Source organism: Paraburkholderia acidiphila (genome assembly GCF_009789655.1).
In the GTDB taxonomy this organism is placed as follows: Bacteria; Pseudomonadota; Gammaproteobacteria; order Burkholderiales; family Burkholderiaceae; genus Paraburkholderia; species Paraburkholderia acidiphila.
On record NZ_CP046910.1, the window covers coordinates 1,831,356 to 1,851,890 of the forward strand.

Annotated in this window: 17 protein-coding genes; 3 read left to right on the plus strand and 14 right to left on the minus strand. The window is 61.6% G+C overall.

Annotation, left to right across the window (positions count from 1 at the left end):
- The first annotated feature begins 6 nt into the window (after positions 1-6).
- The gene (locus tag FAZ97_RS22650) at positions 7-732 is read left to right on the plus strand and encodes a GntR family transcriptional regulator (RefSeq protein ID WP_158760632.1); all 726 of its coding nucleotides are present in this window, start codon (positions 7-9) and stop codon (positions 730-732) included.
- 132 nt (positions 733-864) lie between these two features.
- Here the strand turns inward: FAZ97_RS22650 and FAZ97_RS22655 are convergent, their stop codons facing one another.
- From FAZ97_RS22655 to FAZ97_RS22685, 7 genes are all read right to left on the minus strand, one after another.
- Positions 865-4,359: an indolepyruvate ferredoxin oxidoreductase family protein gene (locus FAZ97_RS22655; RefSeq protein ID WP_158760633.1), complete on the minus strand. Its 3,495-nt coding sequence runs from the start codon at positions 4,357-4,359 to the stop codon at positions 865-867.
- Positions 4,360-4,411: 52 nt separating this feature from the next.
- Positions 4,412-5,131 (minus strand): ABC transporter ATP-binding protein, encoded by a 720-nt coding sequence (locus FAZ97_RS22660; protein WP_158760634.1) that lies wholly within the window; start codon positions 5,129-5,131, stop codon positions 4,412-4,414.
- Positions 5,128-5,919 carry an ABC transporter ATP-binding protein gene (locus FAZ97_RS22665; RefSeq protein WP_158760635.1) on the minus strand — a complete coding sequence of 264 codons (792 nt, stop codon included), beginning with the start codon at positions 5,917-5,919 and terminating at the stop codon, positions 5,128-5,130. Before FAZ97_RS22665 ends, FAZ97_RS22660 begins: the two co-directional genes overlap by 4 nt.
- Positions 5,916-6,803 carry a branched-chain amino acid ABC transporter permease gene (locus tag FAZ97_RS22670; RefSeq protein WP_199272122.1) on the minus strand — a complete coding sequence of 296 codons (888 nt, stop codon included), beginning with the start codon at positions 6,801-6,803 and terminating at the stop codon, positions 5,916-5,918. The genes FAZ97_RS22665 and FAZ97_RS22670 overlap by 4 nt, the downstream gene beginning before the upstream one ends.
- Positions 6,796-7,689: a branched-chain amino acid ABC transporter permease gene (locus tag FAZ97_RS22675; protein WP_158760637.1), complete on the minus strand. Its 894-nt coding sequence runs from the start codon at positions 7,687-7,689 to the stop codon at positions 6,796-6,798. Before FAZ97_RS22675 ends, FAZ97_RS22670 begins: the two co-directional genes overlap by 8 nt.
- A gap of 47 nt (positions 7,690-7,736) precedes the next feature.
- Positions 7,737-8,783 (minus strand): ABC transporter substrate-binding protein, encoded by a 1,047-nt coding sequence (locus FAZ97_RS22680; protein WP_407671882.1) that lies wholly within the window; start codon positions 8,781-8,783, stop codon positions 7,737-7,739.
- 366 nt (positions 8,784-9,149) lie between these two features.
- Complete coding sequence (locus FAZ97_RS22685; RefSeq protein WP_158760639.1) at positions 9,150-9,341, minus strand: hypothetical protein; 192 nt, start codon at positions 9,339-9,341, stop codon at positions 9,150-9,152.
- 505 nt (positions 9,342-9,846) lie between these two features.
- Here FAZ97_RS22685 and FAZ97_RS22690 point away from each other — a divergent pair.
- Positions 9,847-11,034 carry a DUF2235 domain-containing protein gene (locus tag FAZ97_RS22690; protein WP_158760640.1) on the plus strand — a complete coding sequence of 396 codons (1,188 nt, stop codon included), beginning with the start codon at positions 9,847-9,849 and terminating at the stop codon, positions 11,032-11,034.
- A gap of 39 nt (positions 11,035-11,073) precedes the next feature.
- On the opposite strand, the gene FAZ97_RS22695 is transcribed toward FAZ97_RS22690, so the two are convergent.
- The 6 genes from FAZ97_RS22695 to FAZ97_RS22720 form a co-directional block, all read right to left on the minus strand.
- The gene (locus tag FAZ97_RS22695; protein WP_158760641.1) at positions 11,074-11,805 is read right to left on the minus strand and encodes an ABC transporter ATP-binding protein; all 732 of its coding nucleotides are present in this window, start codon (positions 11,803-11,805) and stop codon (positions 11,074-11,076) included.
- Positions 11,805-12,572 (minus strand): ABC transporter ATP-binding protein, encoded by a 768-nt coding sequence (locus FAZ97_RS22700; RefSeq protein ID WP_158760642.1) that lies wholly within the window; start codon positions 12,570-12,572, stop codon positions 11,805-11,807. Before FAZ97_RS22700 ends, FAZ97_RS22695 begins: the two co-directional genes overlap by 1 nt.
- A complete protein-coding gene (locus FAZ97_RS22705; protein ID WP_233271837.1) occupies positions 12,569-13,843 on the minus strand; it encodes a branched-chain amino acid ABC transporter permease in 1,275 nt (424 codons plus the stop codon). Before FAZ97_RS22705 ends, FAZ97_RS22700 begins: the two co-directional genes overlap by 4 nt.
- Before the next feature lie 39 nt (positions 13,844-13,882).
- Positions 13,883-14,830, minus strand: coding sequence for a branched-chain amino acid ABC transporter permease (locus tag FAZ97_RS22710; RefSeq protein ID WP_158760644.1), 948 nt, complete (start codon positions 14,828-14,830; stop codon positions 13,883-13,885).
- A gap of 40 nt (positions 14,831-14,870) precedes the next feature.
- Entirely contained in the window at positions 14,871-16,115 is a 1,245-nt protein-coding gene (locus tag FAZ97_RS22715) for a branched-chain amino acid ABC transporter substrate-binding protein (protein ID WP_158760645.1), read from the minus strand.
- 327 nt (positions 16,116-16,442) lie between these two features.
- Positions 16,443-17,414, minus strand: a complete 972-nt coding sequence (locus FAZ97_RS22720) for a helix-turn-helix domain-containing protein (protein ID WP_158760646.1) — start codon at positions 17,412-17,414, stop codon at positions 16,443-16,445.
- Between the two features lie 98 nt (positions 17,415-17,512).
- Here FAZ97_RS22720 and FAZ97_RS22725 point away from each other — a divergent pair, with 98 nt between their 5' ends.
- Positions 17,513-18,757 (plus strand): DUF1479 domain-containing protein, encoded by a 1,245-nt coding sequence (locus FAZ97_RS22725; RefSeq protein ID WP_158760647.1) that lies wholly within the window; start codon positions 17,513-17,515, stop codon positions 18,755-18,757.
- 13 nt (positions 18,758-18,770) lie between these two features.
- Here the strand turns inward: FAZ97_RS22725 and FAZ97_RS22730 are convergent, their stop codons facing one another.
- Positions 18,771-20,507 (minus strand): ATP-binding protein, encoded by a 1,737-nt coding sequence (locus FAZ97_RS22730; protein WP_233271739.1) that lies wholly within the window; start codon positions 20,505-20,507, stop codon positions 18,771-18,773.
- Between the last annotated feature and the right edge of the window lie 28 nt (positions 20,508-20,535).

A 20,535-nucleotide genomic window follows, 5' to 3' on the forward strand; every position in this document is an offset into this window, starting at 1 on the left:
TGGAAAATGGCAGGCTACACTTCGCTCATTCGTGACTCCAAGCCGCGCGTACGGGAGACCAGCGCGCCAAAGCGAACCGGACTCACCGTGAATGACCTATACGAGCAATTGAAGGAGATGGCCGTCCTGTACACCATTCGGCCTGGCCAGCGTGTGAACGAACTCGAACTCTCAGAGAAGTTCGATGTGAGTCGCACGCCTCTTCGAGAAGCGCTCAACCGACTCGTTGCGGAAAACCTGTTGAACTTTGTGCCCAACAGGGGATTCTTCATCCGGGAGCTGAACCGTCAGGACATCTTTGACTTGTTCGAACTTCGGCGCAGCATCGAAGCATCGGCCGTACAACTCGCCGTCGAGCGTGCCGACCCCAAAGATGTGCGTGCCTTGCGCAAGTTCTGGAAAGACGTCATGAAGAACAAGGCCGCGCAGGCTCCCGCCGCTCAACTGGTCGCGCGCGACGAGGAATTTCATGTCCGGCTGGTGGCGCTGTCCGGCAATAACGAAATGGTCCGCGCGCTCTATAACATCAACGCGCGCATTCATTTTGTCCGTTGGGTCGACCTTGAGCAGCGCGGCCACGATGCATTCGCAGAACACCTCGATATCCTCGACGCGATCGAGGCTCGCGACGCGCGGCGTTGCCGGGAGCTAACCGAGAAACACATCACCTGGCGCATGGAAGAAATTGCCAAGGTCGTGGATGCGGGCGTTGTGAAGCTTTACTCACAATAAGCATCAAGATGCGGGCCAGTCCCCTGGCCATGCTCCTCACGCAGCATACCGCCTGTTTCAAGGCTTCGATGACGGAATCGCATAACATGCCAGATTCCGTCATCGCCGAGTGCTTTGTGTTCTTCGCGTACTTCAAGCGACCTGCTTGAGTTCAATCACGCTGGGTTTCGACAACTGGGAAACGGCGTTCGTCCATTCGACGTCGACTGACTTCAGATTGCGTTCCTTGACTTGCCCATACCCACGAATCTTCTCCACCATGCTCGCTGCACGCACGGCGGTTTGATAATTGCGCGAGGTGCCATGACGGAGAATCGCGTCGACCGTTTGCTCGTAGCGAGAGATCAAGCTTCGCTCCATCCGACGCTCGGCCGTGTAGCCAAATACGTCGAACGCCGTTCCTCGTAACACCTTCATCTTTGCGAGCATCCGGAACGCGGGCAGAACCCAGGCGCCAAATTCCGTTTTGCGCGGCTCTCCGCTCGATGCATCTTTGCGCGCGAAAAGGGGCGGAGCGAGATTGAATGCGATACGGAAGTCGCCCTCGAACTGCTGTTTGATGCTCTCGACGAACTCAGGCGAAGTGTGAAGCCTTGCGACCTCATACTCGTCCTTATAGGCAAGAACCTTAAAATAGCCGCTTGCTACCGCGCGCGTGACGCGCTCCTCACGCGGCATCACCGTGCGCTCCCAGTCGCGAACCGTGCCAACGAGCCCGCGGAAGCGCTCGCCGTATGCCGCATTCTGATAGTCGGTCAGGAATTTAACCTTGCGTTCGATAAACTCGTCGAGCGATGACGACATGCGCAGGGACTCGTTCACCGGCTTTGCCGCTGCGAGCACGCGTTCGGCCGAAGCGGGCGATTGAGCCGCACGGCGCCCCCACAGAAAGGCGTCCTTGTTCATCTTGACGCCGGCGCCATTGAGCTCGATGGCAGCATTGATTGCTTCAGCACCAATCGGGATCAGACCACGCTGATACGCATAGCCGAGCATGAACATATTGCCCGCAATCGTGTCACCGAAAATGTCGAGGGCGTACTTCGTCGCATCGACAAACTCGACACGGTCGCTACCGACAGCATCCGCAATGCCCTTGCGCAATTCCTGCGCTGGGAACGCGAGGTCGGGGTGTCGCGTGAATTCACCCGTCATCACCTCGTGCGTGTTCACAAGCATGCGCGTTGCGCCCTTTCGCGTTGCGGCGAGCGTCTTTCGGCTTGCGGCCACCACCATGTCGCAGCCCAGCACGGCATCGGCCCCGCCTGCAGCGATACGGATCGCCTTGATCGCGCTCGGGCTCTTGCCGAACCGCAGATGCGACCATACCGAGCCGCCCTTTTGCGCAAGACCGGCCATGTCGAGAATTCCGCAGCCCTTTCCTTCGAGATGCGCCGCCATGCCGAGAACGGCTCCGATGGTCACAACGCCGGTGCCGCCCACACCTGTCACGATGATCGAATAGACCCCGTTCTCGACCGAGGGCAGTTCAGGTTCGACGAGTGCCGGGAACAATTCGATGTTCGGCTTAACGGCTCCAGCCTTTCGTAGACTCCCGCCAAGTACCGTGACAAAGCTCGGGCAAAAGCCGTTGTTGCACGAGAAGTCCTTATTGCATGCCGACTGGTCGATGGCGCGTTTGCGCCCGTGCTCCGTCTCGAGCGGCACCAGCGAAACGCAGTTTGACTTCACGCCGCAGTCGCCACAGCCCTCACAGACGAGGTCGTTGATGACAAGCCGCTTCGCCGGGTCTGGAAACTGATTGCGCTTGCGACGACGGCGCTTCTCTGCCGCGCAAGTCTGGTCATAGACCAGGACTGTCACCCCCGGAACGTCGCGAAGCTGCTCCTGAACCTTTTGCAACTCGGAGCGATGATGGATCGTCACGCCCCGTGCCCAGTCCGCATCTGCCGGGTACTTCGACGGGTCGTCCGACACGACGGCAATGCGGCTAACGCCTTCAGCATGCACCTGCGTCGTGATGGTCATCGGGCTAAGCTGACCATCGTGCCGCTGGCCACCGGTCATCGCTACGGCGTCGTTGTACAAAATCTTGAACGTGATGTTGGTCCTGGCAGCGAGCGCCGCACGCACGGCAAGCAGTCCAGAATGAAAATAGGTGCCATCGCCCATGTTCTGGAACATGTGTCCGCGCCTGGAGAAAGGCGCCTCGCCAACCCAAGCCATCCCCTCGGCACCCATTTGCGTGTAGCCCATCGTGTTGCGGTCCATCGTCTGCGCCATCCAGCTGCAGCCGATTCCGGCGTAGGCTTTGCTGCCTTCCGGGATGACCGTCGACGAGTTGTGCGGGCAGCCACTGCAGAAGTAGAAGCTGCGCAGCATCGCTTCGGGAGCAAACTCGACCTTGCTCAGTTCCGTCAGGAACTCGACACGTTGCGCGATGCCTTTGCCTTCCGCGTGTTTGACCAGACGCTGACCCAACGCGATAGCGATCTGGAGTGAACTCAGTGACATTTCGACCGGGAAGAGCTTCTTGCCACGCTCGTCATGCTTGCCGATCACCACCGGTGCATGCGGCGCGCGATACAGAATGTCCTTGATCTGGGACTCAAGCAGGCTCCGCTTCTCTTCGACGACCATGAGAAGGTCGAGCCCGGAAGCGAACGCCTGAATGCCCTGAGGCTCGAGAGGCCACGTGCACGCGACCTTGTAAATGGCGACGCCCATGGACTCCAGGTCTGCCTCGGTGACATTCAGGTCATCGATTGCCTGCAAAAGGTCCAGATAGCTCTTGCCGTGCGTCACGATGCCGAGTCGCGCACCGGGCTTGCCCAGCGTGACCCGGTCGAGCGCGTTGGCGCGAACGAAGGCGCGAACCGCGTCGAGCTTGTAGTTGTGAAGCCGGAACTCCTGCTCCTGTGGGGAGTCGGGATGCCGGAGGTTGAGGCCACCCGCAGGCATTTCCACGTTCGCGGGAAGTTGCGGTGTGACGCGGTCGAGGTCGACATCGATGGCCGCCGATGCATCGGCTGTGTCTTTCACACACTTGAGGCCGACCCAGCAGCCCGAGTACCTCGACATGGCCCAACCGTACAGACCGTAGTCAAGAATTTCCTGCACACCGCTCGGGCTCAGAATGGGAATCGATGCGTCGACCAGCGCATATTCCGACTGATGGCAAGTGGTCGACGACTCGCACGTATGGTCATCGCCCATGAGCAGAAGCACGCCGCCTTGCTTCGAACTTCCGGCAAGATTGGCGTGACGAAAGGCGTCGCCGCTTCGGTCGACCCCGGGGCCCTTGCCATACCAGATCGAGAATACGCCGTCGTACTTCCCTTCTCCGCCAGCTTCGGCCTGCTGTGTGCCCCAAACTGCTGTGGCCGCCAGATCCTCGTTGACACCCGGTACGAATACGACATTGGCTGCCTTGAGAAACCGGCTTGCCTTTCCCAACTCGGCGTCGTAGATGCCGAGCGGAGACCCTCTGTACCCCGAAACGTAGCCCGCTGTGTTCAGGCCGTTGGCCTTGTCGCGCCGATGCTGCATCAACGGAAGGCGAACGAGCGCCTGCACACCGGTCAGGAAAATGCGTCCGCTGTCGAGGGTGTACTTGTCGTCGAGCGTTACGGTTCGTAGTGTCACAGTGTCTCCTTCGAAGCGCATGGCGTCGTGCTACGACGCCTGCTGGTATCGTGCTCAAGGCGGATACGAACTATCAGTGCGGTCGACCGCCCAGGTAGAGCCGACGCATCTCTTCGCTTTCGAGCAGGTCGGAGGCCTTCCCCTCCAGGGCGACCTGCCCCATCGAGAGAACATAAGTGCGATCGGAAATGCGCAGCGCCTCCGTAGCATTTTGCTCCACCATCAAGACACCGATACGCTCGGCGTTCCGTAGCTCGATAATGGCGTCGAACACTTCACCGAGCATCTTGGGCGACAGCCCAGCCGAAGGCTCATCAAGCAGAAGGAAGCGCGGCCTTGGCATCAACGCGCGAGCGAGCGAGAGAATCTGCCGTTCGCCCCCCGACAAACTCGACGCCCGTGCCCGGAGTTTCCTTTTGAGGACCGGGTAAGCGTCGCACAGCGCGTCGAGCCGCTCCCTCCTGTCACTCTCCTGCATGATCTGCCCGCCGAGCATGAGGTTTTCCCAAACGGACAACGCCCCGAACACATTGTCTGTTTGCGGCACGAATCCGATTTCGTGTTTTCTGATCTTTTTGTGTACGGGTACCTGCCCGATATCGACATCGCCCAAGGTGACCGTGCCTTGCCGGGGCAGCAGAAACCCGGCAACCGTCTTCAGCAGCGTCGACTTACCGCAGCCGTTGGGGCCCAGGATCGTCACGATCTCCAGTTGACGCGCGTTGATAGAGATACCGCGAAGGATGTCGACTTCACGCGTGTAGCCAGCGACGACATTGTTGACCGCTATCATGCGACGGCTCCCGCGACCTGGTATTGCCTGCCGGGCTTCTTGCCGAGGTACGCCTCGACAACGCTCTCATGGGTTTCGAGTTCCGAGGGAAGGCATTCGGCAACTGTTCTGCCCTTGTCGAGCACGATACACCTGCTACACGTTTCGGAAATGAAGTGCATATCGTGCTCGATGATGACGAGGGTAATACCCTGACTGTTGATTCGCTTGAGCGTAGTGACGAGTTCCGCGCGCAGATTCGGGTGAACGCCGGCCATAGGCTCGTCGAGCAGCAATAGCGAGGGCTGTTCCATCATGGCGCACGCAATGCCAAGGAGCTTCTTCTGTCCGCCAGAGATCGACGCGGCGGGAAGCTGTGCGACCTTTGTCAGAAGCAGCGCTTCGAGAAGTTGATGCGCGCGTTCACGCGTCTCCTCCTCAAGCCGCCTGACGTTGGCGGACCGCCATAGCGTACTGAATAGACCGTGGCTTCGTGTTGAGGCAGCCATCACGACTTCTTCCACCGTCATTCGGCTTGGCATGGACGGCAACTGGAAAGTGCGGCGCACGCTTTTCGCGGCGATCTGATGAGCGGCCAGGCCACTCACGCGCTCTCCATGGACCTCCACTACCCCTCGGTCGATGGAACAGTATCCGGTTATGACGTTCAACACGGTACTCTTTCCGCAACCGTTCGGCCCGAGCAGACCCACGATTTCGCCCTGGTGCACGTTGAAATTGAGACCCGTCAATACCTGGTTGCCGCCGAAAGCCTTGTGGACGTCTTGCAAACGAAGCATTGTGGTCATGATGCGCTCCGAATTCTTTCGGGAATCAAGCCACGCGGACGAGCCAGCAGGCACGCGAGCAGGATGACGCCGATTGTGCCGAGCCGAACCGCGCCAGCGATATCGCTGCTGATGTCGAGGTAGTCTTTAACGAACGGGACCGCGCTGTAAATGGCTTCGACGAGCACGGCACCCAGTACCACGCCAAGGTTGTTGCCTAGCCCGCCAATCATGACCATCGTCCAGATGACGAAGGTCTCCGATGCCAGCATGTAATCCGGCCCAACGAAGCTCATATAGTGAGCGAGCAGCGAACCGCCGACAGACGCAATGGCAGCGCCCGTGACCGTAGCCTTCACCTTGAGCGGCACAAGCTGATACCCAAGGCTGGTCGCCAGCGCCGGCTCTTCACGCATCAGACGGATAGCGCGGCCGAACCGGCCGCGCGTGAGCCGCATGCACGCAAGGAACGCGATTACCACCATCGCCAAAGCGAGCGCGAAGAATGCAAGGTCGCTTTGCACGCCCGCAGCGGTCCGCAATAGCGCTGGAACGCCGCTGATCCCCTGGGCACCTCCTGTGAGCCAGTTCTCGTTGAGCGCCACCGTTCTGACGAGCTCAGCCACTGCGAGCGTCGCAATCGCCCAGTAGTCCGATGCGAGATTCCGTCCAAGCCTCGCCATGGCAAAACCCACAAGCATTGCGGCCACAACGCCGATCAGCATTCCGATGGGAACGGGATATCCGAGCGATGCCGTGATGGCCGACGCATAGGCCCCCACTCCAGCGAACGCGACAAAGCCAAAATTCAGGAGTCCGGCAAATCCCGCCTGAAGGTTCAGCCCGAGCGCAAGAAGCGCGTAAATGCAGCTGAGCGTGGCTACGTGCAAAAGGAAGCTATACACGGCGCACCTCCCGGTCGAAGATGCCATACGGCTTGAACAGCAGTGCGACAAGGAGTATCAGGAACGACGCGGCACTGATATAGGTAATCGGAACATAGACGTCAGACGTTCCGAACAGCCAGCCGAAGTCGAGGTTCGTCACGAGTGTTTCCGCGATTGATATCAACAGCGCGCCCGCTGCCGCGCCCAGCGGATTGCCCAGTCCGCCAAGAATCGCTGCGGCGAATACAGGCAGTAGCAGGTTCGTGCCCAGCCCAACGTGGACTGTCTCAGTCAGACCGAGCATGGTTCCGCCAAGTGCAGCAAGTGCTCCGCTCAGGAAGGTAATCCCGTTCACCACCCGGGCACCGTCGACTCCGGTTGCGGCCGCAAGCGCCGGATTTGACGACATCGCACGCATTGAACGGCCAACGCCTGTCTTGAAGAGCAACACAGCCAACAGCGCTACGCAGCCAAACCCGCATCCGATCGACGTGAGCTGGTCGATTGAGACGGTGGTCGACCCCAGTGAGATGGGACTCGGCAGCCCCGACGAGTACCGGAATGGGCGCGACCCGGCAACGCCAAGGACGACCGCAATGATAATCATCGAGATCGCGAGCGAACCTATCATCGCGATTGAACTGCCTGAGCGGAGCAAGCGCTTGAATACCAGCACGTTAAGCAACACGGCCAGCATGCCCATGCCAACACAGGAACCCAGTAGTGCGAAGGGAAGCGGCATGCCTGCGCGAGTCAGCCCGAGCGTAGCGAATGCGCCCAGCATGGCGTACTGCACATGCGCGATGTTCGGGAACTTGACCAGCGAGTACACGACGCTGAGCCCCACGGCAACCAGCATGATGTCCGATGTGCGTATCAGGGCGTCGACGATAAATTGCAGCATGGAACGCTCTCCAGGGGCTTGCGCGCTGCGAGGCAACGCGCCGAAACTTATCGGGAAACAACCTTGCTATCGAACTTCACCTTGTCGTACGGTTGTTCCTTGCGTTGACCACCATCGTCAAACGCTATCGTTCCCGTAGCGCCGCTGTAAGCGGGCATCGCCTTCATCGCCGCGCGGATCCTGGCGGGGTCGGCACTCCCCGCCTTGTTGATAGCGGCCGCGGCAACCATGACGCCGTCGTACGCATAGCTGCCGAAAGAGGACTTGGGCGCCTCTTTGTACCTGGACCGATACGCTTGCTCGTACGACTTGCCACCGTCGCCAACCGACGCGACTTCGAGGCCTTCCTGGCCCTGCGCAGCTTGCGGCAGGGTATCGCTCGTGCACATCGTCAAGTAGATGCCGTACCACTTTTGCTTGTTCAGCCCGAGTTCGTAGGCCTCGCGGTTGATCGTTGCCGCTTCCTGCCCATAGGCGCTATATACGTAAGCCTGGGGCGACGACCGGGACATTTGCTGCAACTCGCGACGGTAAGTCGATTGCCCTTCGCTGTAGAGCACCACAGAGGACACTTTGCCGCCCAGCGATTCGAAGCGCTTCTTGAATTCGTTCGCAACGCCCTGTCCATACGAATTGTTCGGCGCGATGAACGCAACGTCCTTCAGGTTTTGCCCAAAGACATCGCCCGCCGCGAAACGTGCCGACAGGTCATCGAGTCCGATCACGCTAAACGAGCCGCTCCCGATCTTGCGAATCTGCGGACTGGACGAGCCGATGTTGATATGAACGTCGCCCTGCTGGACCACATACTCCCCGACGGGAATGGTGATTCCAGACGAGAACTCGCCGAGCACCACCGGAACCTTGTTGACCGACACCAGCTTGCGCGCGGAACTCAGCGCTGTCGCGGCAACCCCGCCCGAGTCCTCGACGATCACTTGCAGTTTTTGCCCGAGCACGCCGTTGTGTGCGTTGATCTGTTCAACGGCAAGTTCGATTCCCCGCCGCTGGTCATCGCCAACCGAAGCGCTCGCGCCCGTCAGGGGCAGCACCGCGCCAAGCGACACAGTCTGCGCGAGCGCCCCGCCCGCCATGGAGAACAACGCGCTCGCGGCAACGCCGATGCACAGCTCTTTCGCAAACTTCATGGTCCCACCCCTTAGTCAATGAGAAATTAGACTACACAAGTGTCGACACTGTATGGCAAAAAAAACGGCGTCAATCAAAGCATCGACACCTGGATACATCATCGCGGCGAACCTCAAAATCTATGCACGCTCAGCGTCCGGAGCCCGTGAGCTTTCGTTCCTGCCTGACCCGGGCGCGGCTTCTCGCTGCTGGCGACGCTTGAAGGCAACGGCACGTTCCCGGCTCGAAGTGAAATCAGACTAGCGGATTGTCTACACTTTTGTATTCTAGTTTTCCCCAGTTTTCCCGGCTTGCTTCGCTTGGCGCATGAGCTAGTGAACGCCGCTCACCAACATGAAAAGCAGCGCCCCGGTCAGCACCGCGGCGAACGCAAGCAGAACGACGACGAGACGTGTGCTCAGCACGGCTTGCGCGTCGCTGCCGGTCGAGTATGCCCCTGGAAATGGGCTGAAAAGACGCTCTCGGGCAGCATCGAAGGACAGGACATTACGTTTGGAACGCATAGTTCGACTCCGATCGTCACGAAGCGCCAGTTAGCCGTTGCATGCCCACTTGCCGGGCCCGAATCCGGGACTCCCTGTCTGCGGACGCAGGCCAATTGGCCACACATCTGTCGACACTTTTACCCGAAAAAAAATGGATGTCAACACTGGCAACGCCTGGCATGTGCACGTGGAGCGCCAGCGGGACTCCCCTTGGGCCCGAACTGCCGGGGGATCCTGGTGGGACCGGCCCATCCCAGGCACCGGTTGTATGCGCGGAATCCTTCCTGTGTGCGCGTTGCTCCGCACCCTGTCGATTCCGTTCGTACGTGCGCCATCGCACATTCCTGCCCCTCGCAATCAGAGGCGCAGAAGCTATATTTGTAGGACAACCGTCAGGCAGGCTTGCATCGTACGTCGTACAGCATTTGCGGAGCCGGCGCCGGAGCCGTTGCTCAGGATTGCGAACAAGCTAGACGTCAACCCGCGTATATGGCGGCCACATTGCGTGCATGGAGCTAGAGCGATGTCCAAAACGATAGTCTTTTGCGCAGACGGTACGTGGAACGGACCCGAAGATCCAGCAGGAAAGGGCGACGGCGCCGCTCCAGAAGCCGCGGCAGGATGCCAGCCCGAACTGACCAATGTATGCAAGCTTTTCGCGTGGCTCGATGGAAACATGCTGCCTGAAGGCACCGACTGGGGTGGCGCCGAGATGGAAAAAGCCCTTTTGGACGCAAACGGGCAATCCGTTCAAATCGCGAAATACATTCACGGGGTGGGTAATTCCCAGCAACTGATCGACAAAGTCGCGGGCGGCGCGTTCGGCGTCGGCGTTGTCGCTCGCATCGCTCGCGGCTATACCTATATTTCGCGCAACTTCGAGCCGGGCGACAACATCGTGATCGTCGGATTCAGCCGCGGCGCGTACACCGCGCGAGCCCTGGCGGGGCTGATTGCAGGGCAAGGCCTGCTTAGGCCCGATCTTGCCGCTCTTGACGATCAGGATCGATACGACACCGCGGTATCCGCCTGGTATCGATGGAGACACGGCAACGAAACAACGTTCCAGAAGATCGCGGACGGCGTGCTGGAGTTCTTGACGATCCACAACGCCTTCTCCCACCCCAAGCCTTTGGACGCCAATTCCTTTGTAGACGCGAAAATCGCCGCCGTGGCGGTTTGGGATACGGTGGGTTCGCTCGGCATCCCAATCTACTATCAGGGGTCCGCCATCGATCTGTTCAGGTTCTGCGATCTGAATCTCAACCCGAAAATTGGATTAGGCATCCATGCGGTCTCGCTCGACGAGCAACGCATGCCGTTCGAGCCGACTTTGTGGAATCCCAACCCGAACGTGACGCAAGCGCTCTTTCCCGGCGGTCATTGCGATGTCGGCGGCGGCTATCCCGATCACGGCCTCTCCGACGGCGCCCTGCTCTGGATCGTGGACCGGTTGCAGCACGCGGACGTGGGATTGCACTTCACCCTGCATCCTCCCGTTGCCGTCCAATCCGATCCCCTGGGTCCACGACACCGGGAATGGGTTGCGGATCGAGGCTGGCTGATTGCCGGTGTGGGGCCGCGGGCCTTCCCTGCGGGCATGGTTGTCAACGACAACATCCGGCAGCGTATGAACGGCCAGCCTGAGGATCTTTTTGGGGCAAGCGGTCAGCAGCCAACTTACTCGCCGAATAATTTGCCCGCACGCTAAGCGGAATTCGCGCCGCGGAGCAACCGGTCGAAGCGCACCCTACACTTCGAGCCATTCCTGGCGCACGCCCGCATCGGCCTTCAGCTGCTGCGGCGTCCCCTCGAACACGATCTGGCCGTGTCCCATGACGTACACGCGCTGCGAGATATCGAGCGCAATGGCCTGCTTCTGCTCGACGAGCAGCACCGAAATGCCGCGTGCCTTCAGCGCCTTCAGGTATTCGCCCACTTGCGCGACAACGAGCGGCGCGAGCCCCTCGGTGGGCTCGTCGATGATGATGAGGTCGGGGTCGCCCATGAGCGTGCGGCACAGCGTGAGCATCTGCTGCTCGCCGCCGGAGAGCAGGCCCGCGGGCGTCTCCTCGCGCTCCTTCAAGCGCGGGAACATGCGGTACATGTCGTCGAACTGCCAGCGCGGCTGCTGGCGCCGCCGCTGGCCCGAACGCTTGCGCTTTTCGCCGAGCATCAGGTTCTGCCGCACGGTGAGCGTCGGGAAGATATCGCGGTTTTCCGGCACATAACCGATGCCCCGGTGCGCGACTTCGAACGTGCGCAACCCGCGCACCTCTTCGCCGCGCAGCAGAATCTGCCCCTCGCACCGCACGAGCCCCATGATTGCCTTGGCCAAGGTCGAGCGGCCCACGCCGTTGCGCCCCAGCAGGGCGACGATCTCGCCCTCGCCCACGCGCATCTCGACGCCGTGCAGAATATGGCTCTTGCCATAGTACGCATGCAGATCGCGCACCTCGAGCATGGAATTGTCGGTCGCCATCAATGTGCACCTGCGGGTTCGTCCAGCGTGGTGCCCAGATAGGCTTCCTTCACGCGGCGGTTGTTGCGAATGGCTTGCGGCGTGTCCGTGGCGATCACCTCGCCGTACACGAGCACCGAGATGCGATCGGCAAGGCCAAAGACCACGCTCATGTCGTGCTCGACCATCACCAGCGTCTTGCCGACGGTGACCCGGCGAATCAGCTCCACCGCGTGATCCGACTCGGAGCGGCTCATACCCGCCGTGGGCTCGTCGAGCAGGATCACCTCGGCGCCGCCCGCAATCGTGATGCCGATTTCGAGCGCGCGCTGCTCGGCATACGTGAGCAGCCCGGCATGCGTGTCGTGCCGCCCCTGCAGGCCGATCAGCTCGAGCACTTCTTCGGCGCGTGCGCGCGCGTCGCGCAATTGCTCGAGGCGATGCCAGAACGAATACCGGTAGCCGAGCGACCACAGCACGGAGCAACGCAGATTCTCGAACACCGACAAGCGATGAAAAATGTTCGTCACCTGAAAACTGCGCGACAGCCCCATGCGGTTGATCTTGTACGGCGGCAGTCCGCCGATCTCGACGCCGTTGAGTTGCACCGTACCGGAACTCGGCGCCATGCGTCCCGAGATCAGGTTGAACGTGGTCGACTTGCCCGCGCCGTTGGGGCCGATCAGCGCATGCCGCTCGCCCTTCGCGATACTCAGGTCCACACCGCGAATGATCTCCGTGCGCCCAAAATTCTTGCGGACGTCGCGCAATTCCAGTGCGGCCGTCATACGTTGCTCCCTGCGATTTCCCGTTGCACGCCATCCCACGCGTCGCGCACCCGCACCCCCGCGAGGCGCCCCGCCTGCGCACCCAAAGCCCACAATACCGCCGCGACGGCCCATGGCTTCCACGAAGCGGCATCGAAGGCGAGGCCGAAGAACGCCATGGCCGTGCCGTTGTCGCTATCGATCTGCACCTTGTAGACGAGCTCGACCGTCAGCACGAGCGCGCCAAGCAGAATCAGCGCCGCGCCCAGCGCCGCCGCGTACGAAGGCAGCATGCGATGGAGCCTGCGCGCCGCGATGAGCGGAACCTGCTTCATCAGCAGACTCGACACGCCGCCCGGCACATACATCACCACCAGCACAAAGAACAACCCGAGGTACAGCAGCCATGCCGGCGTGAGATTGGACAACGCCACCGCGAACAGCACGAACAAGATAGAGCCGATAATCGGCCCGAAGAAGAACGCCCCGCCGCCGATGAAGGTCGCCAGCAGCACGCCACCGGACTGCGCAGCGCCCACGTTCTCCGCCGTCACGATCTCGAAGTCGATCACCGAAAGACCGCCCGCAATGCCCGCGAAGAACGCCGAAAGCACCATCACGAAAAAGCGCACGCGCTGCGTGTTGTAGCCGACGAATTCCGCTCGCTCGGGGTTGTCGCGCACGGCGTTGGCGATGCGGCCGAGCGGCGTCTGCGTCCATGCGTACATGGCGATCATCGACACGAGACACCACGCCGCGATCAGGTAGTACACCTGGATTGCCGGGCCGTAAGTGATGCCGAGCACCGCATGGCCCACCGTGCGATTGGTCGGCACGCCGCCTTCGCCACCGAAGAACCCGGGAAACATAAGCGAACTCGCCGCCACCATTTCGCCGATGCCAAGCGTGATCATCGCGAAGGTGGTGCCCGACTTGCGCGTGGTCACATAGCCGAACAGCACGCCGAACAGCATGCCGCCGAACCCGCCCACCAGCGGCAGCAGCGAAACGGGTAACGGGAAATGGCTCGCGCCGATCTGGTTGAGCACATGCGCGGCCACGAACGCGCCGAGCCCGGAGTACACCGCGTGCCCGAACGAGAGCATGCCGGTCTGCCCGAGCAGCATGTTGTACGAGAGCGCGAAGATGATCATGATGCCCATCTGCGAAAGCAGCGCGATGGCAAAGCCGCTGGAAAACACGAGCGGCAGCACCAGCATCACGAGCACCGTGGCGCCCCAGATGATCCAGCGCAGCGAATGCGCGGTTTGTCGCAATCCATCGCGTTGCATGGGCGAACCGGCGCTGGCCTGAATGAGCGGTTTCATCGTTCAGCCCTCCCGCTTGCCGAGCAACCCGCGCGGTCGCAGGATCATCATGAGCACCATCAGCAGATAAGGGAGAATCGGCGCGACCTGCGAAACCGGCATACGCCACAGCGAAGAGAGCGCCGTGCTGTCCGTCACCGTCAGGCCGACGAGCGAGAACAGATCGGAGAGAGAGGCATCGAAGGTGACGGCGAAGGTCTGCATGATGCCGATCAGCAGCGACGCGATGAACGCGCCCGGCAGCGAGCCCATGCCGCCCACCACGGCGATCACGAACACGATGGTCCCCACCGACTCGGCCATCGAAGGCGAAGTGACGAACGCGTTGCCGCCAATCACGCCAGCGAGGCCCGCCAGCGCGGCGCCGCCGCCGAACACCAGCATGAACACGCGCTGCACGTTGTGGCCGAGCGCCTCGACCATTTCCGGATGCGTGAGCGACGCCTGAATGACGAGGCCGATGCGCGTGCGCGTCAATACCAGATACAGCGCCGCGAGCATCGCGATCGAGATCAGCATCATGAAGGCGCGATACTTCGGGAATTCCGACGTGTACACCTTGAAGAGCGCCCCGTTCAGCTCGGGCGGAATGGCGTACGGCACCGCCGCGAGACCCCAGACCAGCTTGACGCCCTCCACGATCAGATACGACAGGCCGAAGGTGAACAGCAACTCCGCCACGTGCCCGTACTTGTGCACGGTCCGCAAGCCGAAACGCTCGACGAGCGCACCGACACAGGCAACGAGCACGGGCGCCACGACCAGCGCGGGCCAGAAACCGATCTTGCTGGCAATGGTGTAGGCGAAGTAGGCCCCGAGCATGTAAAAGCTCGCGTGCGCGAAGTTGAGCACGCCCATCATGCTGAAAATCAGCGTGAGGCCCGATGAGAGCATGAACAGCAGCAGCCCGTAGCCGATGCCGTTCAACAGAGAGATGGTCAGGAATTCCACTGCCCGATGATCCTTGTGAAGTGTCGTAGCGAGAGCACGCTCAGCCCGGGCGCTTCATCTGGCAAGTGGTCGGCTGCGTTGCCGCGGTCGGCCCAAGCTGGACGTCGGTGCGCCAGCCATAGCCGGTGTTCTCCTGGTCGTACTTTACCGTTTTGCCGTCCGCCTTGGTCCAGGTCGCGATCACGAGCGACTGCTGCGCCTGGTGATCGGCGGCGCGCATCGTCACCGGGCCGTTCATGCCGTCCACCGTCATGCCTTCCATGGCCTTGGCCACCTTGACGGGATCGGTCGACTTCGTGGCGTTCATTGCCTTACTCAGCATTTCGATGGCGGCATAGGCCGTAGCCAGGTAGTAGTCGTCGTTGTACTTCTTCTTGTAACCCTCGATGATCTGGCCCACCACCGGCGGGTTGTTCGTGTTGTTCGGACCGAACACGCCCACATATTTCACGTGGTCGGCGCCGGACGCGCCCATGGCCGTCGGCACGCCGGTCGTGCCTGCGTAGTAGGTATAGAAGTTGGACGTCACGCCCGCGTCCTTGCTGGCCTTGACGAGCAGCGCGAGGTCGCTGCCCCAGTTGCCCGTGATCACCGTGTCGGCGCCGGACGCCTTGATCTTCGTGGCGTAAGGCGAGAAGTCCTTCACGCGCGCGAGCGGATGAAAATCGTCGCCGACGATCACGATATCCGGGCGCTTGCTCTTCAGGTCCTCGCGCGCCACGCGCGAAACGTCATGACCAAATGAGTAGTCCTGATTGATGAGGTAGACCTTCTTGATGTCCTTGTCGCGCGCGAGGAAGGTGGTGAGCGCATCCATCTTCATGTCGGCGTTCGCGTCGAAGCGGAAGTGCCAGTAGTCGCAGCGGGCGTTGGTCATGGCCGGGTCCACCGCGGCGTAGTTCAGGTAGACGATCTCTTTGCCCGGATTGCGCGAGTTGTATTTGGCGACCGCATCTTCCAGCGCGAGGCCTACGGAAGAACCGTTACCCTGCACGATATAGCGGATGCCCTGGTCGGCGGCCTGGTTCAGCAGCGTCAGGCTTTCCTGCGGCGAAAGCTTGTTGTCGAATCCCACGACCTCGAACTTCGTGCCGTTTGCCCAGTTATGCTCGTTGGCGAAATCGGCCGTGTATTGCCAGCTATGCAGCTGATTCGTTCCAAGCGACGCCATCAGGCCGGACAGCGGATCGATGAAGGCAATCTTGACCGTCTCCGCTTGCGCGGCCCCGGCTACCAACGCTGACGATACAACCGCACCAACCACCAACGAGCGCAACATCCTCATGGACTGTCTCCTTTGTTTGGGCATTTCTTATCGAGCGCAAATTTTCTGTCCGACCGTGCGATTTTTCGCTATATCAACACATTCCCGACGCGAATGACAGCACTCCAGGGAAATCGCTGAGGCGGCGAGGCATAGCGCGTCACAGACTGGCTTACGGTTCGCTTGAATCTGTTCGCGATGCCTGAACTCGCGTTCGGCCGATTTGATGATAGAAACCAGGCGAGCGCAGCGCGAGGCCGAATTTACGCGGACCTGGGCGCGCGACAGTCACGGCTTCGTCACGAAGCCTGCGGACTTTCCCTGGAGCGCGCGGTCTGCGCACGCCCTTCAGGCGCGGCGCAAGCGAGGCTTGCCGCTCGCGGTCCGCCGTGCAAGCTCGAGAGAAGGCGAGCGCTCGGTAAGGGACGGCGCCGCCGGGTCCTCGGCGCGTTTCGCGCCCGTGAATTGCTGCCGGTACGCCACTGGCGTCAACGCTTTGGTGGCCTTGAACTGCCGGTTGAAGTTCGCGGCATTGGGGAAGCCTGAGCGCGTGGCGATCACGGAGACGGGCAGCTGCGTATCGGTCAGCATCCGGCACGCATGGCCGATTCGAACCCGCGCAATGTACTGCCCCACGCTTTCGCCCGTGTGCTGCACGAAATGTCTCGTCAGCGTGCGTTCGGAAAGACCTGCGGCCTTCGCGAGCGTCGAAAGCCGCAACGGTTGCGAGAACTGCGTTTCGATCAGCGCCAGAACGCGGTTCAACTGCTCAGGCTCATAGCCTGACGAAGCGCCAACGCGCCCTTCGAACGCGCTGGGCGTCGCGAGCTGGGTGGCCGGCAGATCGGTCAGCCAGACCAGGATCTCCAGCACGGCAGCCAGACGCCCGCGCGGGTCCGCCGATAAGAGACGGTCCAGATAACCGCGCATATGCGCGCCCGCGCCTTCTTCGAAGACCAGTCCGCAGGCCGCGCGACGCAACAGGTTGCGCAGGCTGACGTACTCCGGGCAAACGTCGGCGAGGCGCTGCACCCAGTTGCCTTCGAACCAGATGACGATGGCCACCTGCGAGTCCGCCGGGTCGATCGAGCGATTGGACGACCAGGTATGCGGCATGTCGGGAGGCACGAGCACGAGATCGTCGGCGCCATACACGGTGACCGAGTCGCCGATATAGCGCTTGCCCTGGCTGTTCATCGTCAGCGTGAGTTCGTATTCCGGGTGGTGATGCCATTCGAACGGAATGCGCGGCAAGCGCCGGTGGTAAACCCGCACCGAACAGCTGCTGCCGAAATCGACGTGCTCGTAGGCTGCTTTCATGGCCGAAACTGCAAAAAGATTGACCCGATAATATCACTGGCCAAAGCGGCACCGGCGTACGCTCCCATTATTCGAAAACACCACGGTGGAGACAACGAATGGCTTTGCATATCGACGACCTGCCCGCGGCAATCCGCCGGGCGAAGCAGGAACTGCGGGACAAACTGCCCAACTACAGGGCCGTGTTCGCCGAAGTCGAATCGGCCATGCAGGAAGAGGCGCATCGCATTGCCCAGCTTCGCGACAGGGGTGAGCCGGTTATTCCCGAAATCGCGTTTGCGGACATCGTCGGCAACCGCGTTAGCGCTGAGCAGATTGCGCATGTGAAGGCGCGCGGCGCCTGTGTCATTCGCAAGGTATTCGACCGCTCGCTTGTAGAGCGGTGGGACGACGACATTGCGGCCTATGTCGAGCGCAACGACCTCGACCGCAAGCTGCTCCATCGCGCTGAAGACAAATACTTCGGCCAGCTGGCCTCGAGCAAGCCGCAGATCTACGGCGTCTACTGGTCGAAGCCGCAGGTACTCGCGCGCCAGTCGCCGGAACTCACAAAGACGCGCGTGTTCCTGAACCGGCTGTGGCGCGCCGAGAGCGAAGGCCGCGTGCATTTCGACCCCAATCACGTGCCGGTTTATGCGGACCGGCTGCGCCGCCGCCCGCCTGGCTCCGAGTCGCTCGGCCTCTCCGCTCACTGCGACGGCGGCTCAGTCGAGCGCTGGATCGAAGCCAACTTCCGCAAGGTCTATCGCCATGTCTTCTCCGGAAACTGGCGCGACTATGACGCGTTCGACGCGGCGTGGCGCACCGAGGTCGAGGAGATTCCGTCACCCGCCGTCTGCTCGATGTTCCGCACGTTTCAGGGTTGGACGGCGCTCACGCAGCAAGGCCCCGGCGACGGCACGCTGCAACTCGTGCCCATTGCGAACGCCATGGTTTATATCCTGCTGCGCGCGCTGCAAGACGACATAGCGGACGACGACCTGTGCGGCGCGATGCCGGGGCGGGCACTGTCGATCAAGCCGGAATACCACGCGCCGCTGTTCCACGCGCTTTCGTCGATTCCGCTGATGCAGCCGGGCGACACCGTCTTCTGGCATAGCGACGTCATTCATGCCGTGGAAGATGCGCATCGCGGCAAGGGCTACAGCAACGTGATGTACATCGCTTCCGCGCCGTCTTGCGCCAAGAACGACGCCTGGCTCGCGCGGCAGCTGCCAAGCTTCCTCGAGGGCAAGAGCCCGCCCGATTTCCCGACCGATCATTTCGAAGTCGATTTCGTTGGGCGCGCAACGGTCGACGACCTGACGCCGCTCGGGCGCGCACAGATCGGGATGAAGACCTGACGCGGCGGCGACGTCATTCGGAATTGTTCAGCGCATTGCGCACCGCGACGGCAAGCTCGTCGAATCGATAAGGCTTGCTAATGAGCGCGACGCCCTCGTCGAGCTTGCCGTCGTGGAAAATGACGTCGCGCGTATAGCCGGAGGCGAACAGAACTTCGGCGTAATAAGGCGGACCGCTCGCAATGCGAGCCAGTTCGCTGCTTCTCACCGTACCGGGCGTCACGACATCGGTGAACAGCAGGTCGAAACGCTGGCCGCTCTGGATCAGCTTGAGCGCGCTCTCGCCGTCTTGCGCGGAGAGCACCTTGTAGCCGAGCTGCGCCAGCATTTCGAGCGCGGCCATGCGTACCTCGGCATCGTCTTCGACCACAAGAATCGTCTCGCCGCCGCGCTCCTGTCTCGCCACGGTCGGCTTGTAAGCGTCGTACTCCGCTTCCAGGCTGCGCGGGAAATAGAGGTCGACCGTGGTGCCTGCGTCCTCCTTGCTGTCAATGAAGACGTGGCCCGAACTCTGCGCCACGAACCCGTGCACCATGCTCAAGCCTAGTCCCGTGCCCTGGCCCTCGGCTTTCGTGGTGAAGAACGGTTCGAACACGCGCGCTTTCACGTGGTCGGGCATGCCGCTGCCCGAGTCCGACACGCGCAGGCGAACGTATTCGCCTGCGGGCACACCGTCGCGGCGCGCCTCTTCATCGTTCTGTGCGTCGATGTTCGCGAGACTCACGCCGATACGTCCGGATCCGTCTATCGCGTCGCGCGAGTTGATGACCAGATTCAACAGCGCGCTTTCCAGCTGACTGCGGTCCGCGCAGATGTTCCAGCTTTCGTGCGCCGGCACAATGGCGAGTTCGATCGTCTCCGGCAACGTGCGGTGAAGCATCTCGGCCATGCCTTCGACCAGCCGGAAGGGGCTCAGAACGGCCGGCGCGAGCGGTTGCCTGCGTGCAAAAGCCAGCAGTTGCGCGGCAAGCTTCGCGCCGCGCGACACCGCATTGCTGACCGCCGCCACGCGCCGCTCGAGGGCGGCGTTGCCTTTCGTCGCAAGTTCGATGAGCTGCAGGTTGGCGGAGATGACCTGCAAGACGTTGTTGAAGTCGTGCGCCACCCCGCCCGTGAGACTGCCGATCGCTTCGAGCTTTTGCGCCTGACGCAGCCGCTCCTCCATCGCCACGCGCGCGCCCACTTCCTCGGCTACGCGCTGCTCCAGTGTCTGGGTCAGTTGCAGCAGCGCGTCTTCCGCCACCTTGCGCTGCTTTTCCGCCTGCTTCTTCGCGGTCGTTTCGAACACGATGGCGATGACGCCCGCGGGCCTCTCGTCGTCTTCGAAAACCGGGCTATAGCTCAGGTCCAGCCAGACGTCTTCGGCGTGCCCCTCGCGATACAGCACGAGCACCTTGTCCTGAAAGACCAGGGTCCCGCCGGCAAGGCATGTATCGACGACATTGCGGTTGAACGCCGCCACCTCCGGCCAGCCGGTTTCGACCGGTTTGCCCAGCAGGAACGGATGCCGGCCGCCCGCGAAGACCGCGTAGGCGTCGTTGTAGACCATCGTGCCTTCGTGGCCCCATAGCATGACGAGCGGAGAAGGTGAGGCGAGCAGCATGTTGATCGCGGCAACGAGGCTCGCCGACCAGGTTTCGCGCGGGCCGAGCGCCGTATCGCTCCAGTCGAATGCGGCGATGCGCTCCGCCATTTCACCCGGCCAGCGGGTCGGGGGGCGCTCGATTGGCGGTGGAACTTCCTTGTTCATGACGCGACTCTGCTCCGAGGAGACGCTG